Source organism: Ruegeria sp. CG4 (assembly GCF_056537185.1).
Genome location: NZ_JBQFRB010000002.1, coordinates 519,323 through 536,824 on the forward strand (window position 1 = coordinate 519,323; position 17,502 = coordinate 536,824).

Genomic DNA, 17,502 nt, shown 5'->3' on the forward strand with positions numbered 1-17,502 from the left:
GAGTGAATAAGTTTGTAAAATGAAAAAGTTATTGTTTGGTGCATTGCTTGTTCTGAGTGCTTGTGCCGCCAATCCCGGACCGTCCATCCCCGTAAAGCCCGGCCACGATCTTGCCTTTGCCCGCAGGGCAGTTCAGAGTTGCTCGGCCAATGCCGAGGCCGGCGGCACCAGCGCCGTTGTCGGTGGCTATGCAACCGGTGTCATTCTGGTTGGCGTGGTTCTGGGCCCGGCGATTGTCGGGATGAATCAGGACACCATTTATGAAAACGGCAAGATCGACGGCGTCGACCGCTGCCTGGCCAAGCACGGCTTTGAACGCCGTGACCTGACGGATGGTGAAGTCTTCTGGCTGGGCGACAGTTACGGCACGGAACGCGAGAACCGGTTAAGCCACCTTATCGGCGGCGGCACCGTTGAAAGCTACAAACCGACTTTGAATTGATGGGTGCACTTGCCTGACGGCATCCATGGCGGGGAACGTCTCCGCCTCGGCATGCGCGTGGCAAGTCATTGCAAGTACGGATATCCTGCCCGATCGGTACACGATATCTGACCGGATTACAAAAGTTGTCATTGCGAAATCATTGCCCGCCAGACGGTTGGTCTCTTAGCGTTTGAACAGGGTCGCAGACCCAACAATTTCAAGCAGGAGATTACAATGAAAACTGGAATGATACTTGGAATTATCGGCGGTGTTATAGCCTTATTGGTCGGTGCGGTGGGCTACAGCGCCTCATCCGCCCTCGGTTCGTTGTCCAGCGGCATCGGGTATGAACAAGGCGCGTCATCCGCGCAGTTCTACAGCATCATGTCGCTGGTGTTGCCGGTCGCCGGCCTTCTGGGCGGAGGCATCGCCGGCAGGAACGCGCAGGTTGGAGCTGGCCTGATGGGCCTGTCCGCTGTCGGAATTTTATGGGCCTTCGGCCTGAGCTTTTTGTCAATTGTTCCCGCCGTCCTACTTGGGCTCGGCGCTTTTCTGGTGCTTTCAGAAGGCGAAAGCAGTTCGCCCGAAAATAGCTAAGACAGCTACCAAAACAGGCCTGCCCAAATGGGCAAGCCTGACCGGATCATCCGTGCTTTTGCTGTTACCCGGAATTCGGAAAAGCAAACGTCCGGATCTCACCCCCCAAGAAAACTCAGTTGCCTCCAGCCTTCCAGCGGGCCCAGATTTCCGGCTCTCCGTTGAATGTGTTGATATCAACCTTGCCCTGGACCCCCGGGACCAGCCCGGTGCCAGTGTATTGCCAGAAACGCCAGATCGTATTCGGATAAACGTCGCGAGGGTGCCCGGCAACCGAACGCAACCAGAACTCGGTTTTGGGCAGGCGACTGATATTGGTGTCCTGATAAAAATCCACGGTGGTGTAGACGATCGGTCTGCGCCCGTAGTGACGCTCGAGAATATTCAGGAATTTCTCGGCCTCGGCCCGCACTGTTTTGCCATCGGGCCGCAAAGTGCAGGTCTTGGAATGTGGCGTCCATTCCATGTCGAGAACATGGGGCAGATCGGCACCCTTGGGCACGTTGCGGATAAACCAGCGGGCCTGTTCGGCAGCAGGACGGCAAAAGTAATAATAGTGGTACGCGCCCCACGGCACACCCGCTGCCTGCGCGCCCTGCCTGTGTTCGTTGAAGCGCGGGTCTGCGAAATCGCCCCCTTCAGTGGCCTTGATGAACACAAAGCTGACCCCGGCAGAGCGGGCAGTGCGCCAATCGATCGAGTCCTGCCAGCGCGACACGTCCAGCCCATGGACCGGGTAGCTTCCGGGTTGCCGCCCCTCCCATTCATGAGGGTCCGCATCGCCAAAGCGAGGGTGAATAACCAATGGCGGTTTCGGGTCCGTTACCTCGAAGTGCTCGACCACCTGTGGTGGCGGAGGACGCCGCCCGCATGATACAAGTGTCAGCCCGATGAGTGCCAGTAAGACCACTAAGCGCATTATTCTAACCTGCCTGAAATATCTGCTCGTATTGTTGGGTTCAGAATGACAAATCTGCGTGATAAGACAACGCTACAATTGCGTGACGGCGGAAACTTACCGCTTGCACACCGGGCACCTTCAGAAATTGACAATTCATGCTTGATCCCGGGCACCAAAACGCCTAAAGCAGCGCAATCTGGTGCCGCGTCATGCGACTCCGGTGTTTTGGTTTGTTTCAAAGCGTGACGTCCCGCTTTCTTCGGCCCGGACGCGATGCGGCAAGCCAGACCAAAGGAACATTCGATCTGACCTCTGGCGGGCTGTGCGCAGGACCCGGTGAAGACCAAGAGCTCTCAGGCCGTGCCCAAACTTCGTGGACCAACCACGAGCAGATAGGAGTACCTGCGATGGACCTGATCGCACAGCTTGAGGCGGAACAGATTGCCGCCCTGGGGAAAGACATCCCCGATTTCAAAGCCGGAGACACCATCCGTGTCGGCTTTAAAGTGACCGAAGGGTCGCGTACCCGTGTGCAGAACTACGAAGGCGTCTGCATCGCGCGCAAAGGTGGCAGCGGCATCGCCGGTTCGTTCACCGTTCGCAAAATCTCGTTTGGCGAAGGCGTGGAGCGTGTTTTCCCGCTGCATTCGACCAACATCGACAGCATCACCGTTGTCCGCCGTGGCCGCGTCCGTCGCGCCAAACTGTACTATCTGCGCTCGCGCCGTGGTAAGTCCGCGCGTATCGCAGAAGTCACCAACTACAAGCCCAAGGCTGGCGCCGAGGCGTAAGGAGCGGAAAGATGAAAAAAGACATCCATCCCGATTATCACGTCATCAACGTCAAAATGACCGATGGCACCGTGGTTCAGATGAAATCCACCTGGGGCGCCGAAGGCGACCAGCTGGCGCTGGAAATCGACCCCTCCTCGCACCCCGCGTGGACCGGTGGCTCGTCGCGTCTGATGGACGCCGGCGGCCGCGTGTCGAAGTTCAAGAAAAAATACGAAGGTCTGGGCTTCTAAGCCTGACCGGTTCCGAATGCAGAAGGCCGCCCATTGGGCGGCCTTTTTTTGGAGCGTGTTGGGATTATCCGAACACGTAAAAGCACAGCTTGTTGCCGTCCAGGTCCCGCACATATGCGCCGTAGAAACGGTCAGGCACACGCTGGCCCGGCTCGCCCTCGTCCGTCGCGCCAAGGCTGATGGCCCTGTCATACATGGTGGTGACCGCATCTTTGGATTCGGCGACAAAGGCCAGCATGTTGCCATTTCCTGACGCGCAGGTTTCGCCGTCATAGGGTTCGCAAACCGCCAGCATGGGTGCAGTCGGATCGTTGCCGATGAACGCAATCCGACCGGCATCGATCAGAACCTGCGCGCCTTTGTCCGCGAAAAGCGCAGTATAGAACTCCTTGGCCTTGTCCATGTTGGAAACACCAATGGTAACATATCCGATCATTCAGGATGTCCTTTGCTGATTGCTTAGCTGTTTGCGACGCACTGTCCGTCAGGTGCCACAGGTATACAAGTCACGAAACCGGCATCGACTGACCTTGAAAGCCCAATGGGAAAATGCAGGTCACGGCCTTCGCAAACACGCGCTGTTTTTTGCCTGTCTGGCCCATCGTTTCTTTGGCAAACCTGAGAAACGGCGCAAGCCGCCCGTCATGTTGCACGGTGTAACCCGCCCGCTCCGCGCTGTTTTCCGGTTTCCTCGCCAATAATAGGCCAATACACCGCTTGAGGTTCTTTCCTTCCCACCAAACACAACATATAGTGGCCACAAACAACGTGTGGGCAAACACGGCGGGACTTGGGAATACAAGCATGGCACATATCATTGTGGTCGGGAACGAAAAGGGCGGCGCAGGCAAATCGACCGTTTCGATGCATGTGGCGACGGCGTTGGCGCGGCTGGGGCACAAGGTCAGCACACTGGATCTGGACCTGCGGCAGCGCAGCCTTGGGCGTTACTTCGAAAACCGCCTGAACTTTCTCAGAAGTTCGGACCTGAGCCTGCCCAGCCCGCGTCATCACGACCTGCCCGAAATCGATGCGGCCACGCTGAAGCCGGGCGAGAATATCTATGACCACCGCCTGTCCGCCGCCGTTGCTGAACTGGAAAGCGACAGCGATTTCATCCTGATCGACTGCCCCGGCTCGCACACGCGCCTCAGCCAGGTGGCGCATTCGTTGGCCGACACGTTGATCACACCGCTGAACGACAGCTTCATCGACTTCGACTTGTTGGCACGGATCGACTCGAAGGGTGAAAAGATCCTCGGGCCGTCGGTCTATTCGGAAATGGTGTGGAATGCGCGTCAGCTGCGGGCGCAGGCAGGGCTGAAACCCATCGACTGGGTTGTGGTCCGCAACCGGGTCGGCACACAGCGCATGGTAAACAAAGAAAAGATGCAGCGCGCGATCGAGATGCTTTCTCAGAGGATCGGTTTCAGGGTTGCATCCGGCTTTTCCGAACGGGTGATTTTCCGCGAGCTGTTTCCGCGCGGCCTGACCCTGCTGGACCTCAAGGATATCGGGGTCAAACAGCTGAACATCTCGAACATAGCCGCGCGACAAGAGCTGCGCGACATGATGAAAGAACTGAACCTGCCGGGGGTCGAGATCGACTTCTGACGGGGCACATCTTCACCGCTGCCTTGAACATCCTGATCATTTTGCCAGGGCGATCGCCTTGTTGACTTCGATGCCACGATTGATGGCAAGGTAGGTCGGAAAGGGCGATCGGCCTGAGACATCGATGTCGCGCCTAAGCCAGTCATGCGTTTCCAAAAGATAGAGCGACTTCGACAGCGCGCGGTCGGTGATCGTGGACAGATCTGATTTTATGACAGAAAAGCGCTGGGGTTTTTGCGTCACGGCCAGAATCGGCACGGTCCAGCTTCGCCTCAGAAGGGCAAAGTCGTCTTCGTCGGGCACGGCCTTAACAATTCTGCTTGCAACCTCGGCCATTTCTTTACCGCTCTGCGTTAGCCGGAATTCGGGGCGCAGTGGATGACCGTGGCCGGGGTTTTTCTCAAGAAGCCTTAACTCGATCAGGTGCCCAAGGCTCTGGGTAAACGAACTGCGACTTGCCCCCGTCGCCGCAATCAACGGTGCCTGCCGCCCCGGAACGCCCGCGTGCAGCTTTGCCAGAATGCTCAGCGACCATGCCCGCGACGTAAGCTTGACAAGTGACTTTGTGTCCATAAAGTATAGTTACTTTATTATTAGATAGTAGGAAAGACCGATGCTGCCAGTTTCTTTGGAAAACACGATCACGCTTGCGATCTCAGTCCGCGACCGTCACGCCAGCGCCAAATGGTACAGCGACATGCTTGGGTTTGAGCTGATCCATCACATTGACGAGGCCGGCTGGAGCGAAATGCAGACAAAGACCGACGGCGTAACCTTGGGGCTGGGCGAGCAGACCGAACCCGCGCCCGGTAACACCGTCCCTGTATTTGGAGTAAGCGACATCAAAACGGCAAGGGGCGCGCTGGAAACGGCCGGGGTCAAATTCGACGGCGACACAGAAACCATCGAGGGGATGGTCAGCACCGCCACATTCTACGACTTGGACGGCAACGCCATGATGTTGGCGCAGGACCTGACCGGACAAGGATGACATCTTACGACCGGCGCAATCCCACGGGCCGCCGTTATTCGGCGGCCCTGTAGACAGTAAACAGCTCTTTCGGCTCGGTCACACCGCGCAGCATGTAGCGGCCCAACGATACAAGCTCGTGACTGCAAGGCTCGGCGGCCCGGGCGACGTCGTCTGATATCAGGATTCGCTGCCCCAGAGACCGGTGCATGCCGGAGATGCGGGCGGCCTGATTGACCGCAGGTCCGATCACGGTGAAATCCAGCCGGTTTTCCGCTCCGATATTGCCATAGAGGATCTCACCTGCGTGCAGCGCCAGGGTGTAACCAACAACGCGCAGACCCTCTGCCTGCCGCTGCGCGTTCCTTGCGGCCATTCGATCCTGCAACAGCGCTACGGCAGCCAGCGCGGCGCGCGCGTCTTCGTCGATTTCCCCGACATCGAACATGGCCATCAGCCCGTCGCCCATGAATTTCAGGATATTGCCACCGCATTCGTGCACGACCGCCACCACAACCGCCAGATAGTCATTCAGCATTTCGATGATTTCCGGGCCGGGCAATTGCTCGGACAGGCTGGTGAAATCTTCAAGATCGAAGTTCCAGATCACCGCGTCGATCTGCTGTAGCGAGCCGCGGCGAATTTCCCCTGACAGCACCCGGCGCCCCGCGTCCCGGCCCAGATAGACGCGCATCAGATCCCTGGCCATCCGGCTGTTGGACGCCGATTTGAGCGCAAGTCCCAGATGGGGCAAGACGGAATTAATCAGGTTCAGATCATGATCGCGGAACCCCTCGGGCGCGTCGCTGGTCCAGGACATCAGCACTCCGTCAACCGAAGTGTCCGGCTCTTTCAGGGCCTCGCGCATGGGACGCTCGAAGGATACACCTGTTGCGTAGTAATCCGTGGCGCCCTGCTCGCGCAGTTCATTGAGCAACGGAAAACGGCTGGGCGTGTTCTGATCAACCAGCCGTTCACGCAGGTTCTGCATGTCCTCTGTCATCAGTGCATAAAGCGGGCTTTGCTGCCATTGCGGGCTGGGTTCTTCGGAATACTCGAACTTCTGATAGTCTCCGCCATGCCCGTGATACCAGCTGTATCCTGTGCCGCCATACACCGGGTGCAGGGCAGATTGCGCCGCGTGAAACCGCATGAGGGGCACGCCCAGATCAACCAGTCGCGCGCAGTACCCGTCCAGCAACTCTTCTTTTCCGGCCCCTTCCAGCCCCCGGTCGACCAGCCATTCGATCAGAGAGTCCGCTTTTGCCGTTTCGGTGTCGGGGGCCGTCATATTCAAGTCCTGTATCAAGTCTGTTGATCATCTGGGGTAAGGGACGGCAAATTACCAGTGCTCAGACCATTCCCGCCAGCTTCCGAAGCATTTGCCGCAGCAGGATAACCTCGTCATCGGAAAACGCATTGGCAAGCTTTGCGTCATATTGCTCGGCGATGTCGCGCAGTTCGCGATATACGCGTGTGCCGGCGTCCGTCAGCCTGAGATGCTCGACCCGGCGGTCCGTATCGCTTTGGGTACGCGCCAGGTAACGGCGCTGTTCCAGCCGCTGAACCGCCCGGCTGATCTTGGTCTTGTGCACCTTGGCCCTTTGGCCGATCTCCTTAGCGGTCATTTCCCCGAAATTGCCAAGATGGAACAGCACGCGCCATTCGGTGCGCAGCATGCCGTGCCGCCCTTTGTAAATGCGCTGGAACTCAAGCGAAACCTCTTCCGCTGCCATGTTCAGAAGAAACGGCAGGAATTCCTGCAGATCAAAGTCATCTTTTTTGTGTGAATCGGGCTTTGCCATACTTGTTAGTTACAAAATCAACTATTACCCGACAAGCAGCAAATGGAGGAACACAGGATGAACCGTCCGACTGATCCACACAAACTGACCCAGGCCAGCACTCCGGTCGGGACCCACGCGGGCTACATGCCCGGCTTTGGCAACGACTTCGAAACCGAGGCTTTGCCGGGTGCGCTGCCGCAGGGCATGAACAGCCCACAGAAATGCAACTATGGCCTTTATGGCGAGCAGTTAAGCGGCACTGCCTTTACCGCCAACCCGCCCGAGCGGACCTGGTGTTATCGCATCCGCCCTTCGGTCAAGCATTCACACCGTTACGAAAAGATCGACCTGCCGCACTGGAAATCTGCGCCCTGTGTTGATCCGGATGTGATCAGCCTGGGCCAGTATCGCTGGGACGCGGTCCCGCATTCTCAGGAAAAGCTGACCTGGCTGACCGGAATGCGCACCATGACGACAGCAGGCGACGTAAACACGCAAGTCGGAATGGCGAGCCATATCTATCTGGTCACCGAGTCCATGGTGGATGACTATTTCTATTCCGCCGATTCCGAATTGCTGGTCGTGCCGCAGGAAGGCCGCCTGCGCTTTGCGACCGAGTTGGGCATCATCGACCTGGAGCCGAAAGAGATCGCCATCCTGCCGCGCGGTCTGGTTTATCGGGTCGAAGTGCTGGAAGGCCCGGCGCGCGGCTTTGTCTGCGAAAATTACGGGCAGAAGTTCGAACTTCCCGGCCGCGGCCCCATCGGCGCGAACTGCATGGCCAATCCCCGCGATTTCAAGGCACCCGTTGCGGCTTTTGAAGATCGCGAGACGGCATCGACGGTGACCATCAAATGGTGCGGACAGTTCCACACGACAAAGATCGGGCACAGCCCGCTGGACGTCGTGGCCTGGCATGGAAACTACGCGCCCTACAAATACGATCTGCGCAATTACTGCCCTGTCGGCGCAATCCTGTTCGACCATCCCGATCCGTCGATCTTTACCGTCCTGACCGCCCCGTCCGGGCAACCCGGCACGGCCAATATCGACTTTGTTCTGTTCCGCGAACGCTGGATGGTGATGGAGGATACGTTCCGCCCGCCCTGGTATCACAAGAACATCATGTCCGAACTGATGGGCAATATCTACGGTCAGTACGACGCCAAACCGCAGGGCTTTGTTCCGGGCGGCATGAGCTTGCACAACATGATGCTGCCACATGGACCCGACAAGGATGCCTTTGAAAAAGCATCGAATTCCAACCTGGGTCCGGACAAGCTGGACAACACCATGTCCTTCATGTTCGAAACGCGGTTCCCGCAGCATCTGACACCCTTCGCAGCCAACAAGGCGCCCTTGCAGGATGACTACATCGATTGCTGGACTTCGCTTGAGAAAAAGTTCGATGGAACGCCTGGAAAGAAGTAGTCAGCCATGAGCCTGGACATCTGGATCACCTATGTCGGAACCGTCCTGCTGTTGATGAGCACTCCGGGGCCGAGCCAGTTGCTGATGCTGTCAAACTCGGCGGCCAACGGCTTTTCCCGGGGTCTGTTCACGGCAGCGGGGGATCTGACGGCAAATCTGCTGCAAATGCTGGCGGCGGGTCTTGGGCTGGCGACGCTGATTGCCACATCGGGCATTGCACTGACCGTGATCAAATGGCTCGGCGTGGCGTATCTGGTTTTTCTTGGCGCACGATCCATCCTGCGGGCTGAACGCAAGACGCTTCAGAAAGCCGTCAGAACAAGCCGAAAATCACTTTGGGCGCAAGGGTTTATCACGTCTGCGGCAAACCCGAAGGCCGTGGTGTTCTTTGCCGCCCTTTTCCCGTTGTTCATCGACGGCGCCTACCCGTTCTGGCCGCAGTTTGCCGTTTTGTCGGCGACCTATCTGGTCATGGACGGCCTGTTCCTTTCGGCCTATGGCGGCAGCGCAAGCTGGCTGGCCAGACGGCTCAGTGGACAGGCGCGGCTTTGGCTTGACCGGGCGGGCGGCATTTTCATGATACTGGCGGCAATCCTGCTTGGGTTGAAATCCCTCCGCCCGACAGCATAACGGCGGCATCACGCCACAAGACACAAAAAGGACAGACCATGCCTTTGAAAAAATCCTGGGTGGCTTCGGCCAATGACGCGACGCACCCGTTTCCGCTGAACAACCTGCCCTATGGGGTCTTTTCGACCGAGGGTGAAGAACCCCGTTGCGGCGTCGCCATCGGAGACATGATCCTGGACGTCACCTCTGCCGAGGCCGAAGGTCTGATCAACTTGGGTGACGAGCCGCTTTTCGATTTGCCCTTTTGGAACCCGGTGATGGAGGAAGGCCCGGCCGTCTGGGGCGCATTGCGCGATCGGCTGACCGCCCTGCTGGCCGACGGGTCGGACGAACAGGCAAAGGTCCAGCCACTGTTGGTGCGACAGGATGAGGCCGAGTTGCACATGCCCTTTGCGGTCAGCGAATACACCGATTTCTACGCGGGCCGGAATCACGCCTTCAACGTCGGGACAATGTTCCGTGGCCCCGAAAATGCGTTGCCGCCGAACTGGCTGCATATCCCGATCGGTTATAACGGGCGCGCCTCATCCGTGGTGGTTTCGGGCACCGATATTCGCCGCCCTTGGGGGCAGCTCAAATCGCCCGATCAGGATCTGCCGACATTTTTGCCCAGCCGCCGGTTCGATATCGAGCTTGAAATGGGGGCAATTGTCGGCACTCCGTCCGATGGTCCGATCTCGGTTCAGACGGCAGATGACCATATTTTCGGCTATGTCCTGCTGAATGACTGGTCCGCGCGCGATATTCAGGCATGGGAATACCAGCCGCTGGGCCCGTTTCAGGCCAAGGCCACCGCGACTTCGATCAGCCCGTGGATCGTCACCAAGGCAGCGCTTGAACCCTTCCGGTGTGACACACCGGAGCGTGAGTTCGAATTGTTGGATCACCTCAAGGATTGCGGCCCGATGCTCTATGACATCGAGCTGGAGGTCACGATGGCGCCCGAAGGCAAGGCAGCCACCACCATCGCGCGAACGAACTACAACGAGATGTACTATTCCGCTGCGCAACAGTTGGCCCATCACTCCACATCGGGTTGTCCGATGAATGCAGGTGATCTGCTTGGGTCAGGGACGATTTCGGGCGAGACAAAAGCCGAACGTGGATCCTTGCTGGAACTCAGCTGGGGTGGGAAGGAACCACTTACGCTGGACGGCGGAGAGACACGCAGTTTCATCGAGGACGGTGACACACTGACTCTGAAAGGTGCGGCCAAAGGGGATGGGTATGTCATCGGGTTCGGTGATTGCGTCGGAACCGTTCTGCCGGCACTGTCTGACCCCTATAAGTCCTGAGTTTTATTGGAGACTTCCGCCGGTCCTGCAGGCAGGCATCGGCGGGGGTCTCCATTGCAAGACTGTGGTGCGTTTGTAGTCACCATGTCTTCCGCGTCATCATTGCCCGCCTCCCAGATCAAGGCCCTGAATGAAGGCACTGATCTCATCAGTCATGTCCTGAAACCGTGACCGTTCGCTGACATAAAGATAGACCTGCCTTTTGTCTGCAAGGTCCGAAATGGGCCGGAAGGCCGTCGCCTCGGGGATGAACCGGGCAACGGTTTGCGGAAGAACCGTCACCCATCTGCCTGTGCGCACCATCGTTACAAGCGAGTGTGTGTTGTGGATGGTGACATCCGCACTTTCGATGGCCTGCACAAATCGCGGCGAGCGGATCAGGCCGCACAATGCGTTCCGGATAAACGGAGCCGATGCGACGTCATCAATTGTCGGTGCGGCTTCAGCTTTGATCAACGGATGATCCGACGCGCAAACCAATCCGAACAGGTCTTCAAACAGGGCAATCGCCCGGAACCCGTTCAGTGCGTGGTGGCCCGAGGCAATTCCGATATCAGCCTTGCCCTCGACCAGCGCATCAAGCACCTGCTGAGTATCCGTATCGCGCAGTTCGATCTTTAAGCCGGGAAACCGCTGCGTCATATGCGCCAGCGCCGCCGGGAAAACCAGCGCCGCAACCGACGGGACCGAAACGATCCGCAACAGGCCGTGTTCGGCATCCGCTGCCGCTTCGATGTTCTGCACGGTTTGATCGAATTGACGAACCTGTTTCAGTGCAAGCTCGAATACCTGCTGCCCCAAAGGTGAAAGACGGTTCTTGCGCTCGCCCTCGAACAGTTTTTTGCCGAGGTGTTCCTCAAATTGCTTCAATGTCATCGACACGGCGGATTGCGTCCGCCCAAGCCTGTCGGCGGCTTCATTCAGCTGACCGGTTTGGGCAACGGTGCAAAAACACCGCAAAGTTTCGATCTTGACTGCCATGGTTCAAGATTCCTGAAGTTTTCTTAACTTATTTGAGTTTGACTGATGTTGCTGCAAAAAGCCATCCTGTCAGAAATCCTGTTTTTCGACTCTGGGGCGCATTGTGACCAAACTGAACCTGATCGCCGGCGAATGGCTGGCGGGCGAAAGCGAAATTGAAAACCGCAACCCTTCGGACCTGAGCGATCTGGTCGGCATGTTCGCGCAGGCCAGCCCGGACCAGCTGGACGCGACACTGGATCAGGCGCGCGTTGCGCAGGCCGAATGGAAGGCCTATCTGCCCGAGCGCAAGCAAGCCGTTCTGATGAATATCGGGAATGAGCTGATGTCGCGCGCCGAAGAGTTGGGCACGCTGCTATCACGAGAGGAAGGCAAACCGCTTGCCGAGGGCAAGGGCGAGGTCTATCGCGCAGGCCAGTTCTTTACCTATTACGCCGCAGAATGCCTGCGTCAGATCGGTGAAAATGCAGACAGTGTCCGGCCGGGTGTCGAGATTGACGTACGCCGCGAAGCGGTTGGCGTCGTGGCGATCATCAGCCCGTGGAATTTTCCCACCGCGACCGCTTCGTGGAAGATCGCCCCGGCGCTGTGTTATGGCAACGCGGTTGTCTGGAAGCCCGCGAACATCACACCGGCCTCGGCTGTGGCCCTGACCGAAATCATCGAACGGCAGGACATCCCCAAGGGTCTGTTCAGCCTTGTCATGGGTTCAGGCCGATCCATTGGCCAACGACTGGTGGAAAGCCCAAAGGTCAACGCTATCTCGTTCACCGGTTCGGTTCCGGTCGGCAAGGGCATCGCTGCTGCCGCCATCCAGAACCTGACCAAGGTACAGATGGAGATGGGGTCCAAGAACGCTCTGGCGGTGATGGATGACGCTGATCTGGATCTGGCCGTCACACTGGCGCTTGGCGGCGCTTTTGGGGGCACCGGTCAGAAATGCACTGCGTCTTCGCGTCTGGTCGTTCATGCCGGTGTGCATGATGCGTTTGTCGAAAAGCTCGTGGCCGGTGCGAAGGCCATGAAGGTCGGCCATGCCCTGCAGGATGGGGTGCAGATGGGGCCGGTTGTCAGTCAGCAGCAGCTCAAGGAAAACCTGAGCTATGTGGAGCTTGGCAAATCCGAAGGCGCCGAGCTTGCCTGTGGCGGCCAGTTGCTCGATATGCCGCATGACGGGTTCTACATGTCCCCCGGCGTGTTCCTGAACACGACCAACGACTTACGCATCAACCGAGAGGAAATGTTCGCGCCCCTGACCAGCGTCATCAAAGTTGGCAGCTATGACGAAGCGCTTAGCGTGGTGAACGACACCAATTTTGGCCTGACCTCGGGCATTGTCACCAAGTCGCTGGCCCGCGCCACGCACTTCCGCCGCAATGCACGTACCGGTGTTGTCACGGTCAACCTGCCCACCGCCGGAACCGACTATCACGTGCCTTTTGGCGGGCGCGGCGACAGCTCGTATGGCCCGCGTGAACAGGGCAAGGCGGCGGCCGAATTCTACACCACCGTCAAAACAGCCTATATCAGCGCGGGTCCCGTCTGATGCGGATTGACGGGCTGCAATACGCCAACTGGTCGGAAAAGATTTTTCGCCAACTGCGCGAAGGTGGTGTGGACGCGATCCACGTCACCATTTCGTATCACGAGAACTTTCGCGAAACGGTTCTGAACTTTGAAAAGTGGAACCGCTGGTTCGAGCAGTATCCGGACCTGATCATGAAAGGCCGTTGGGCCAGCGACATCGACACAGCCCGCGATACCGGCCGGACGGCAGTGTTCTTCGGATTTCAGAACCCCAGCCCCATCGAGGACGATATCGGGCTGGTGGAAATCCTGCATGACCTTGGGGCGCGGTTCATGCAACTGACGTACAACAACCAGTCCCTTCTGGCGACCGGCTGTTACGAGGCCGAAGACACCGGCATTACCCGCATGGGCAAACAGGTCATCAAAGAGATGAACCGCGTTGGCCTTGTGGTCGACATGAGCCATTCGGCAGACCGGTCGACCATCGAGGCCGCCGAACTGTCCGAGCGTCCCATTGCCATCACTCACGCCAATCCGCACGAATGGTCTCCGGCCCTGCGCAACAAGCGCGCGGAGGTTATTCGTGCGGTGACGGAAAATGGTGGGATGCTCGGCTTTTCGGTCTACCCTCATCACCTGAAAGACAAATCCGCATGCACGATTGAAAGTTTCTGTGAGATGATCGCGCGTACCGCCGACACATACGGCGTTCAGCATCTGGGGATCGGCACCGATCTGTGCCAGGACCAGCCCGACAGTGTGGTCGAATGGATGCGTGTAGGGCGCTGGACGAAAGAGATCGATTACGGCGAAGGCTCGGCCAGCAATCCCGGCTTTCCGCCGATGCCGGACTGGTTCCGCGACAATCGCGATTTCGGCAGCATCGAGACCGGATTGCGTACCGTCGGCATGAGCGAAGACGAAATTGCCGGTATCATGGGCGGCAACTGGTATCGGTTCTTTGATGAAAACTTCGGACCCCAACGCGCATGACACCCCCGGCCCCTCATATCGCGCGACGTGATCCTGCGAAGGTGATGCGCCTTTCCCGCCTGGGCTCGCTGCATCAATGTCGCCTCAGCTTCATGCGGCAACTGACGCGGCGCATGGCGGAGGAGGCCTGGGTTTTCTCTCGCCCGGTCTTTGAGATTGATGACAACGGTGTCGGCCATGCGGTTTATACCGCTTGCGGTCCCGAGCGCGCGTATTCTCTGGTCGCGTTTGCCCATGACCTGCCGCCCGAACAACGCTCGGACCGGGTAATTGCCGAGGCGTGGGATGCCACTTTCACACTGTTTGACGGGGTTCCGACGTCCGAGGATATCGCGCGACTGTCAAGGAATGTCCCGCTGCAAGAGGCGGGGCGCGTCAGCGAAAGCGAATTGTCCTTGTCCCGGGCCAACCGGTCCGTTCGCTTGTGGGCCCATGTTGTCGACAGTCTTGCCGCCGGACAACAGCCCGAGCTGGAGCAGATTTACAAGGTCGGCTATCTGATGCGGACCACGGCGGTTTACGGTTCCGGTAAGTTCGGCGCGGCGGATCGCGAGATAACGGCAGATCGTTCCGAAGTCAGCGGTCCGTTCCAGATCGAGATGCTGTCAGTCTACCTGACCCGGGTTTTTGTGCGCGATCTGGTACAGCATATGGCGAATGTCAAAGGTAATGGACAGGCTGCGGTGCTTGACCCGCAAATCGCACGCTGGCTGGGTATCGGCAATTCCACAGGGTTGGGAATGGCGCCGTTTATCGTCAACCATCCGATCCTGTTCAACAATTGGATCATGGCACGGGAAGAGGCCATCGCCCGCGTGCGCGGCATCGAAACTGCATCCAGCGACGAAGTTCGAAAATTCCTGAACATCTTTGACCGCAGCAAGCTGTCGACTTCATGGTGGCGGTCGGATCACCCGATACAGATTGAAAAACTGGCGACTCTGAACGCTGATCTGAAGGCCATCTCGGACTATCTGGAACAGGATGACCTGACGCAGAACCATCCTTGGGACCGGCTTGTGCGCTGGTCCGAGAACACGCTCAGCGAAGAAGGTCAGGAACTGGTCGTCTCGCTGATCATGGAACCCTACCCCGAGCTTGTGGATGGATTGGCAAGCTGCATGGCCGACGGCAATACGCAGGCGCATCTGATCGACGGCGCGATGACGGTCAAACAGGTCCGTTCGCTGATCCGTAAAAGCTTTGACTGGGCACTGGATGTTGATTGGGACAACCCGCAGAATTGCGCCCGGGCCTGGTATGTTTCGGAAGAAAAGCTGGAACCCAGATTGGGTGAGCGGTTCGAGGAGCCGATCTCGGACTATGAACAACCGCTGGCACCAGCACGTGATGCGGCACTTGCCTGCCAGCAGCTTGCCAGTTGGCAGGACAACGCACCCATCGCTGAGTTTCTGCTGCAACACCCGGAACACCGGCATACGGTTCGACGGGCTCAGATGTCATGCGTCGCGCCCTACGGCGAAATCCGTGACAATACGATCAGTGCAGATGTTCTGCCCATCGACATGTTGCGTGCCAAACTCTCGTTTTTCGGAGCAACCCATTTCGATCCGCGGTCAGACCGATGGGTTCGCATCTGCATGTATTCAGGCGCGCCCTACCCCGAGGAATTGACCCCTCAAACGGCGGATCTGTGGGTTTACCCGGAGGCTGTGGAATGAGCTATTCCCTGAACGAGGTTGAGGCCACGGCCAAACGGGCCGCACGCGGCGCGGGCTACAGTTGGGGACTGGCCGAGGAAGCCGGCAAGGCAACACGCTGGCTTTGCACGCAGGGGTTGGACGGTATCGGAGCGCTGGTGCGGCTGCTGGAACAAGAAACGATCCGGTCAAGTGAACGCGGTCCGTGTCCCCTTTCAAACGGCGCATACCTGTCCGACAGCGCGCATATTCTGAAGTCGGACCCTATAGTATTGCGGCAAGTCGAGTGCCCACTGCTTCTGGTGCCGTTTGCGGCCTATGCCGCACGTCGACTGGATTCTTGTATTGCAATCACCTGCGATGGCGCTGAGATTGTTACTGACGGAGCCGTTGTTTCAACCTCCGATGCGCTGCCCAATCGTGCCGATCGCGTTGAAATCCGTCCAAGCGGTGATTTGACCAGCATCGCGCCACAGCAATCCCGCGCCACCCCCAACCCAGGGGATTGGGAGACCCTGAACAGGTTTGCCCACCGCACCTACGCCCCCGCCACCGAAGCCTCCCGCCTATTGGGTGCTGGTGCCGGGCTTTCCGACAATGACTGAAGAGAAACCCATGATCGAGACCCGCACCCTGACCCTCGCAGAAATCGAAGATCTGGCCTTTCGCGCGCTTGTCGCTGCAGGCACCACTGAGGCCAACGCCCGCCCGCTGGCAGTGGCCACCGCTGCAACCGAAGCGGATGGCGTTGCCAGCCACGGCCTCGCCTATATCCCGATTTATTGTGAGCATGTGCAGTGCGGCAAGGTGGATGGTCGGGCCGAGCCCGTACTGACCCGCCCGCGCCCCGGTGTCATCAACGTCGACGCGGCGACGGGTTTTGCACATTCCGCCATCGATCTCGGGTTCGAGGCGCTGACAAAGGCTGCGCGCGAGCAGGGCGTGGCAGTGCTTGCAATCCGCAACAGCTATAACTGCGGTGTTCTGGGATATCATACATATCGGCTGGCGCAGGCCGGTCTGGTGGGTCTGGGCTTTACCAACGCCCCCGCTTCGATCGCACCATCCGGAGGATCGAAACCTGTGGTTGGCACCAACCCGTTCTCGGTTGCGGTTCCCGGCCCGGACGGGCAGCCATCGCTGCTGATTGATCAAAGCGCCAGCACCATCGCCAAAAGCGAAGTGATGAAACACGCGCGCGAAGGCAAGGCCATTCCTGTCGGCTGGGCGCTGGATCCCGATGGCAACCCGACAACCGACCCCAATGTCGGCCTCAAAGGCTCGATGGCGCCGTCCGGCGGCTACAAGGGCGTGGGCGTTGCATTGCTGACCGAGGTCATGGCCGCCGCGCTGACCGGAGCCACACTGGGCATCCATGCATCGCCGTTTTCGGGTACCGCCGGTGGCCCACCCAAGACCGGCCAGTTCTTTATTGCAATCGATCCCGCCGCCACATCCGGCGACAGTTTCGCCACTGGGATAGGCGCGCTGGTAGATTCAATCAGGGCGCAGTCGGGCGCCCATCTTCCGGGGGACGGTCGCGGCGCGAAGCGCGCTGCGTCACAGACCGATGGGGTGGCTGTCAATGTTGCCACCCTGGACAAAATCGAAACCTTCTTGAACTGAATCTGGCGGAACATGATCCACAGGTAATCGCACGGAAT

The 17,502-nt window shown here is 58.6% G+C and carries 21 protein-coding genes; 14 read left to right on the forward strand and 7 right to left on the reverse strand.

What is annotated here, in order from left to right; all coding sequences use genetic code 11:
* Positions 1 to 19: 19 nt before the first annotated feature.
* Complete coding sequence (locus ACR0J2_RS08990; protein WP_480812327.1) at positions 20 to 442, forward strand: hypothetical protein; 423 nt, start codon at positions 20 to 22, stop codon at positions 440 to 442.
* 216 nt (positions 443 to 658) lie between these two features.
* Positions 659 to 1,021 carry a hypothetical protein gene (locus ACR0J2_RS08995; protein ID WP_170614788.1) on the forward strand — a complete coding sequence of 121 codons (363 nt, stop codon included), beginning with the start codon at positions 659 to 661 and terminating at the stop codon, positions 1,019 to 1,021.
* 115 nt (positions 1,022 to 1,136) lie between these two features.
* Here the strand turns inward: ACR0J2_RS08995 and ACR0J2_RS09000 are convergent, their stop codons facing one another.
* Positions 1,137 to 1,940: a glycoside hydrolase family 25 protein gene (locus ACR0J2_RS09000; RefSeq protein WP_480812328.1), complete on the reverse strand. Its 804-nt coding sequence runs from the start codon at positions 1,938 to 1,940 to the stop codon at positions 1,137 to 1,139.
* A 389-nt stretch (positions 1,941 to 2,329) separates the two neighbouring features.
* On the opposite strand from ACR0J2_RS09000, the gene rplS reads away from it, so the two are divergent.
* The gene (gene rplS / locus ACR0J2_RS09005) at positions 2,330 to 2,713 is read left to right on the forward strand and encodes a 50S ribosomal protein L19 (RefSeq protein WP_170328369.1); all 384 of its coding nucleotides are present in this window, start codon (positions 2,330 to 2,332) and stop codon (positions 2,711 to 2,713) included.
* A gap of 11 nt (positions 2,714 to 2,724) precedes the next feature.
* The gene (gene rpmE / locus ACR0J2_RS09010; RefSeq protein WP_170428949.1) at positions 2,725 to 2,946 is read left to right on the forward strand and encodes a 50S ribosomal protein L31; all 222 of its coding nucleotides are present in this window, start codon (positions 2,725 to 2,727) and stop codon (positions 2,944 to 2,946) included.
* A gap of 64 nt (positions 2,947 to 3,010) precedes the next feature.
* Here the strand turns inward: rpmE and ACR0J2_RS09015 are convergent, their stop codons facing one another.
* Both ACR0J2_RS09015 and ACR0J2_RS09020 read right to left on the reverse strand, forming a co-directional pair.
* Positions 3,011 to 3,382 (reverse strand): VOC family protein, encoded by a 372-nt coding sequence (locus ACR0J2_RS09015; protein ID WP_480812329.1) that lies wholly within the window; start codon positions 3,380 to 3,382, stop codon positions 3,011 to 3,013.
* Between the two features lie 70 nt (positions 3,383 to 3,452).
* A complete protein-coding gene (locus ACR0J2_RS09020; RefSeq protein ID WP_480812330.1) occupies positions 3,453 to 3,728 on the reverse strand; it encodes a hypothetical protein in 276 nt (91 codons plus the stop codon).
* Positions 3,729 to 3,750: 22 nt separating this feature from the next.
* On the opposite strand from ACR0J2_RS09020, the gene ACR0J2_RS09025 reads away from it, so the two are divergent.
* Positions 3,751 to 4,560: a division plane positioning ATPase MipZ gene (locus ACR0J2_RS09025; RefSeq protein WP_170614791.1), complete on the forward strand. Its 810-nt coding sequence runs from the start codon at positions 3,751 to 3,753 to the stop codon at positions 4,558 to 4,560.
* Positions 4,561 to 4,596: 36 nt separating this feature from the next.
* Here ACR0J2_RS09025 and ACR0J2_RS09030 read toward each other — a convergent pair whose 3' ends face one another.
* A complete protein-coding gene (locus tag ACR0J2_RS09030) occupies positions 4,597 to 5,133 on the reverse strand; it encodes a winged helix-turn-helix transcriptional regulator (protein ID WP_170614792.1) in 537 nt (178 codons plus the stop codon).
* Between the two features lie 40 nt (positions 5,134 to 5,173).
* On the opposite strand from ACR0J2_RS09030, the gene ACR0J2_RS09035 reads away from it, so the two are divergent.
* Positions 5,174 to 5,551 carry a VOC family protein gene (locus tag ACR0J2_RS09035; protein ID WP_170614793.1) on the forward strand — a complete coding sequence of 126 codons (378 nt, stop codon included), beginning with the start codon at positions 5,174 to 5,176 and terminating at the stop codon, positions 5,549 to 5,551.
* A 34-nt stretch (positions 5,552 to 5,585) separates the two neighbouring features.
* Here the strand turns inward: ACR0J2_RS09035 and ACR0J2_RS09040 are convergent, their stop codons facing one another.
* Positions 5,586 to 6,821: an adenylate/guanylate cyclase domain-containing protein gene (locus ACR0J2_RS09040; protein ID WP_170807880.1), complete on the reverse strand. Its 1,236-nt coding sequence runs from the start codon at positions 6,819 to 6,821 to the stop codon at positions 5,586 to 5,588.
* Positions 6,822 to 6,882: 61 nt separating this feature from the next.
* Positions 6,883 to 7,335 (reverse strand): MarR family transcriptional regulator, encoded by a 453-nt coding sequence (locus tag ACR0J2_RS09045; protein WP_170614795.1) that lies wholly within the window; start codon positions 7,333 to 7,335, stop codon positions 6,883 to 6,885.
* A gap of 57 nt (positions 7,336 to 7,392) precedes the next feature.
* On the opposite strand from ACR0J2_RS09045, the gene hmgA reads away from it, so the two are divergent.
* Genes hmgA through fahA form a run of 3 tightly spaced genes read left to right on the forward strand, consistent with a single transcriptional unit; the run spans position 7,393 to position 10,673 of the window.
* Entirely contained in the window at positions 7,393 to 8,748 is a 1,356-nt protein-coding gene (hmgA, locus tag ACR0J2_RS09050; protein WP_170807879.1) for a homogentisate 1,2-dioxygenase, read from the forward strand.
* 6 nt (positions 8,749 to 8,754) lie between these two features.
* Positions 8,755 to 9,378: a LysE family translocator gene (locus ACR0J2_RS09055; protein ID WP_170614797.1), complete on the forward strand. Its 624-nt coding sequence runs from the start codon at positions 8,755 to 8,757 to the stop codon at positions 9,376 to 9,378.
* 38 nt (positions 9,379 to 9,416) lie between these two features.
* Positions 9,417 to 10,673, forward strand: coding sequence for a fumarylacetoacetase (fahA, locus tag ACR0J2_RS09060; protein WP_170807878.1), 1,257 nt, complete (start codon positions 9,417 to 9,419; stop codon positions 10,671 to 10,673).
* Positions 10,674 to 10,772: 99 nt separating this feature from the next.
* Here fahA and ACR0J2_RS09065 read toward each other — a convergent pair whose 3' ends face one another.
* Entirely contained in the window at positions 10,773 to 11,654 is an 882-nt protein-coding gene (locus tag ACR0J2_RS09065) for a LysR family transcriptional regulator (RefSeq protein WP_480812331.1), read from the reverse strand.
* Positions 11,655 to 11,757: 103 nt separating this feature from the next.
* Between ACR0J2_RS09065 and ACR0J2_RS09070 the strand changes: the two genes are divergently transcribed.
* Genes ACR0J2_RS09070 through ACR0J2_RS09090 form a run of 5 tightly spaced genes read left to right on the forward strand, consistent with a single transcriptional unit; the run spans position 11,758 to position 17,464 of the window.
* Positions 11,758 to 13,200 carry an aldehyde dehydrogenase family protein gene (locus tag ACR0J2_RS09070; RefSeq protein WP_480812332.1) on the forward strand — a complete coding sequence of 481 codons (1,443 nt, stop codon included), beginning with the start codon at positions 11,758 to 11,760 and terminating at the stop codon, positions 13,198 to 13,200.
* Positions 13,200 to 14,177, forward strand: coding sequence for a membrane dipeptidase (locus tag ACR0J2_RS09075; protein ID WP_480812333.1), 978 nt, complete (start codon positions 13,200 to 13,202; stop codon positions 14,175 to 14,177). Before ACR0J2_RS09070 ends, ACR0J2_RS09075 begins: the two co-directional genes overlap by 1 nt.
* Positions 14,174 to 15,859 carry a hypothetical protein gene (locus ACR0J2_RS09080; protein ID WP_480812334.1) on the forward strand — a complete coding sequence of 562 codons (1,686 nt, stop codon included), beginning with the start codon at positions 14,174 to 14,176 and terminating at the stop codon, positions 15,857 to 15,859. The genes ACR0J2_RS09075 and ACR0J2_RS09080 overlap by 4 nt, the downstream gene beginning before the upstream one ends.
* The gene (locus ACR0J2_RS09085) at positions 15,856 to 16,443 is read left to right on the forward strand and encodes a DUF3726 domain-containing protein (RefSeq protein ID WP_480812335.1); all 588 of its coding nucleotides are present in this window, start codon (positions 15,856 to 15,858) and stop codon (positions 16,441 to 16,443) included. The genes ACR0J2_RS09080 and ACR0J2_RS09085 overlap by 4 nt, the downstream gene beginning before the upstream one ends.
* A gap of 10 nt (positions 16,444 to 16,453) precedes the next feature.
* Entirely contained in the window at positions 16,454 to 17,464 is a 1,011-nt protein-coding gene (locus tag ACR0J2_RS09090; protein WP_480812336.1) for an Ldh family oxidoreductase, read from the forward strand.
* Positions 17,465 to 17,502: the final 38 nt, after the last annotated feature.

Excerpts from the sequence above, each read along its gene's own strand:
- ACR0J2_RS08990 (WP_480812327.1), top strand. The coding sequence starts at position 20 with ATGAAAAAGTTATTGTTTGGTGCATTGCTTGTTCTGAGTGCTTGTGCC.
- ACR0J2_RS08995 (WP_170614788.1), top strand. The coding sequence starts at position 659 with ATGAAAACTGGAATGATACTTGGAATTATCGGCGGTGTTATAGCCTTA.
- ACR0J2_RS09000 (WP_480812328.1), bottom strand. The coding sequence starts at position 1,940 with ATGCGCTTAGTGGTCTTACTGGCACTCATCGGGCTGACACTTGTATCA.
- rplS (WP_170328369.1), top strand. The coding sequence starts at position 2,330 with ATGGACCTGATCGCACAGCTTGAGGCGGAACAGATTGCCGCCCTGGGG.
- rpmE (WP_170428949.1), top strand. The coding sequence starts at position 2,725 with ATGAAAAAAGACATCCATCCCGATTATCACGTCATCAACGTCAAAATG.
- ACR0J2_RS09015 (WP_480812329.1), bottom strand. The coding sequence starts at position 3,382 with ATGATCGGATATGTTACCATTGGTGTTTCCAACATGGACAAGGCCAAG.
- ACR0J2_RS09025 (WP_170614791.1), top strand. The coding sequence starts at position 3,751 with ATGGCACATATCATTGTGGTCGGGAACGAAAAGGGCGGCGCAGGCAAA.
- ACR0J2_RS09030 (WP_170614792.1), bottom strand. The coding sequence starts at position 5,133 with ATGGACACAAAGTCACTTGTCAAGCTTACGTCGCGGGCATGGTCGCTG.
- ACR0J2_RS09035 (WP_170614793.1), top strand. The coding sequence starts at position 5,174 with ATGCTGCCAGTTTCTTTGGAAAACACGATCACGCTTGCGATCTCAGTC.
- ACR0J2_RS09040 (WP_170807880.1), bottom strand. The coding sequence starts at position 6,821 with ATGACGGCCCCCGACACCGAAACGGCAAAAGCGGACTCTCTGATCGAA.
- ACR0J2_RS09045 (WP_170614795.1), bottom strand. The coding sequence starts at position 7,335 with ATGGCAAAGCCCGATTCACACAAAAAAGATGACTTTGATCTGCAGGAA.
- hmgA (WP_170807879.1), top strand. The coding sequence starts at position 7,393 with ATGAACCGTCCGACTGATCCACACAAACTGACCCAGGCCAGCACTCCG.
- ACR0J2_RS09055 (WP_170614797.1), top strand. The coding sequence starts at position 8,755 with ATGAGCCTGGACATCTGGATCACCTATGTCGGAACCGTCCTGCTGTTG.
- fahA (WP_170807878.1), top strand. The coding sequence starts at position 9,417 with ATGCCTTTGAAAAAATCCTGGGTGGCTTCGGCCAATGACGCGACGCAC.
- ACR0J2_RS09065 (WP_480812331.1), bottom strand. The coding sequence starts at position 11,654 with ATGGCAGTCAAGATCGAAACTTTGCGGTGTTTTTGCACCGTTGCCCAA.
- ACR0J2_RS09075 (WP_480812333.1), top strand. The coding sequence starts at position 13,200 with ATGCGGATTGACGGGCTGCAATACGCCAACTGGTCGGAAAAGATTTTT.
- ACR0J2_RS09080 (WP_480812334.1), top strand. The coding sequence starts at position 14,174 with ATGACACCCCCGGCCCCTCATATCGCGCGACGTGATCCTGCGAAGGTG.
- ACR0J2_RS09085 (WP_480812335.1), top strand. The coding sequence starts at position 15,856 with ATGAGCTATTCCCTGAACGAGGTTGAGGCCACGGCCAAACGGGCCGCA.
- ACR0J2_RS09090 (WP_480812336.1), top strand. The coding sequence starts at position 16,454 with ATGATCGAGACCCGCACCCTGACCCTCGCAGAAATCGAAGATCTGGCC.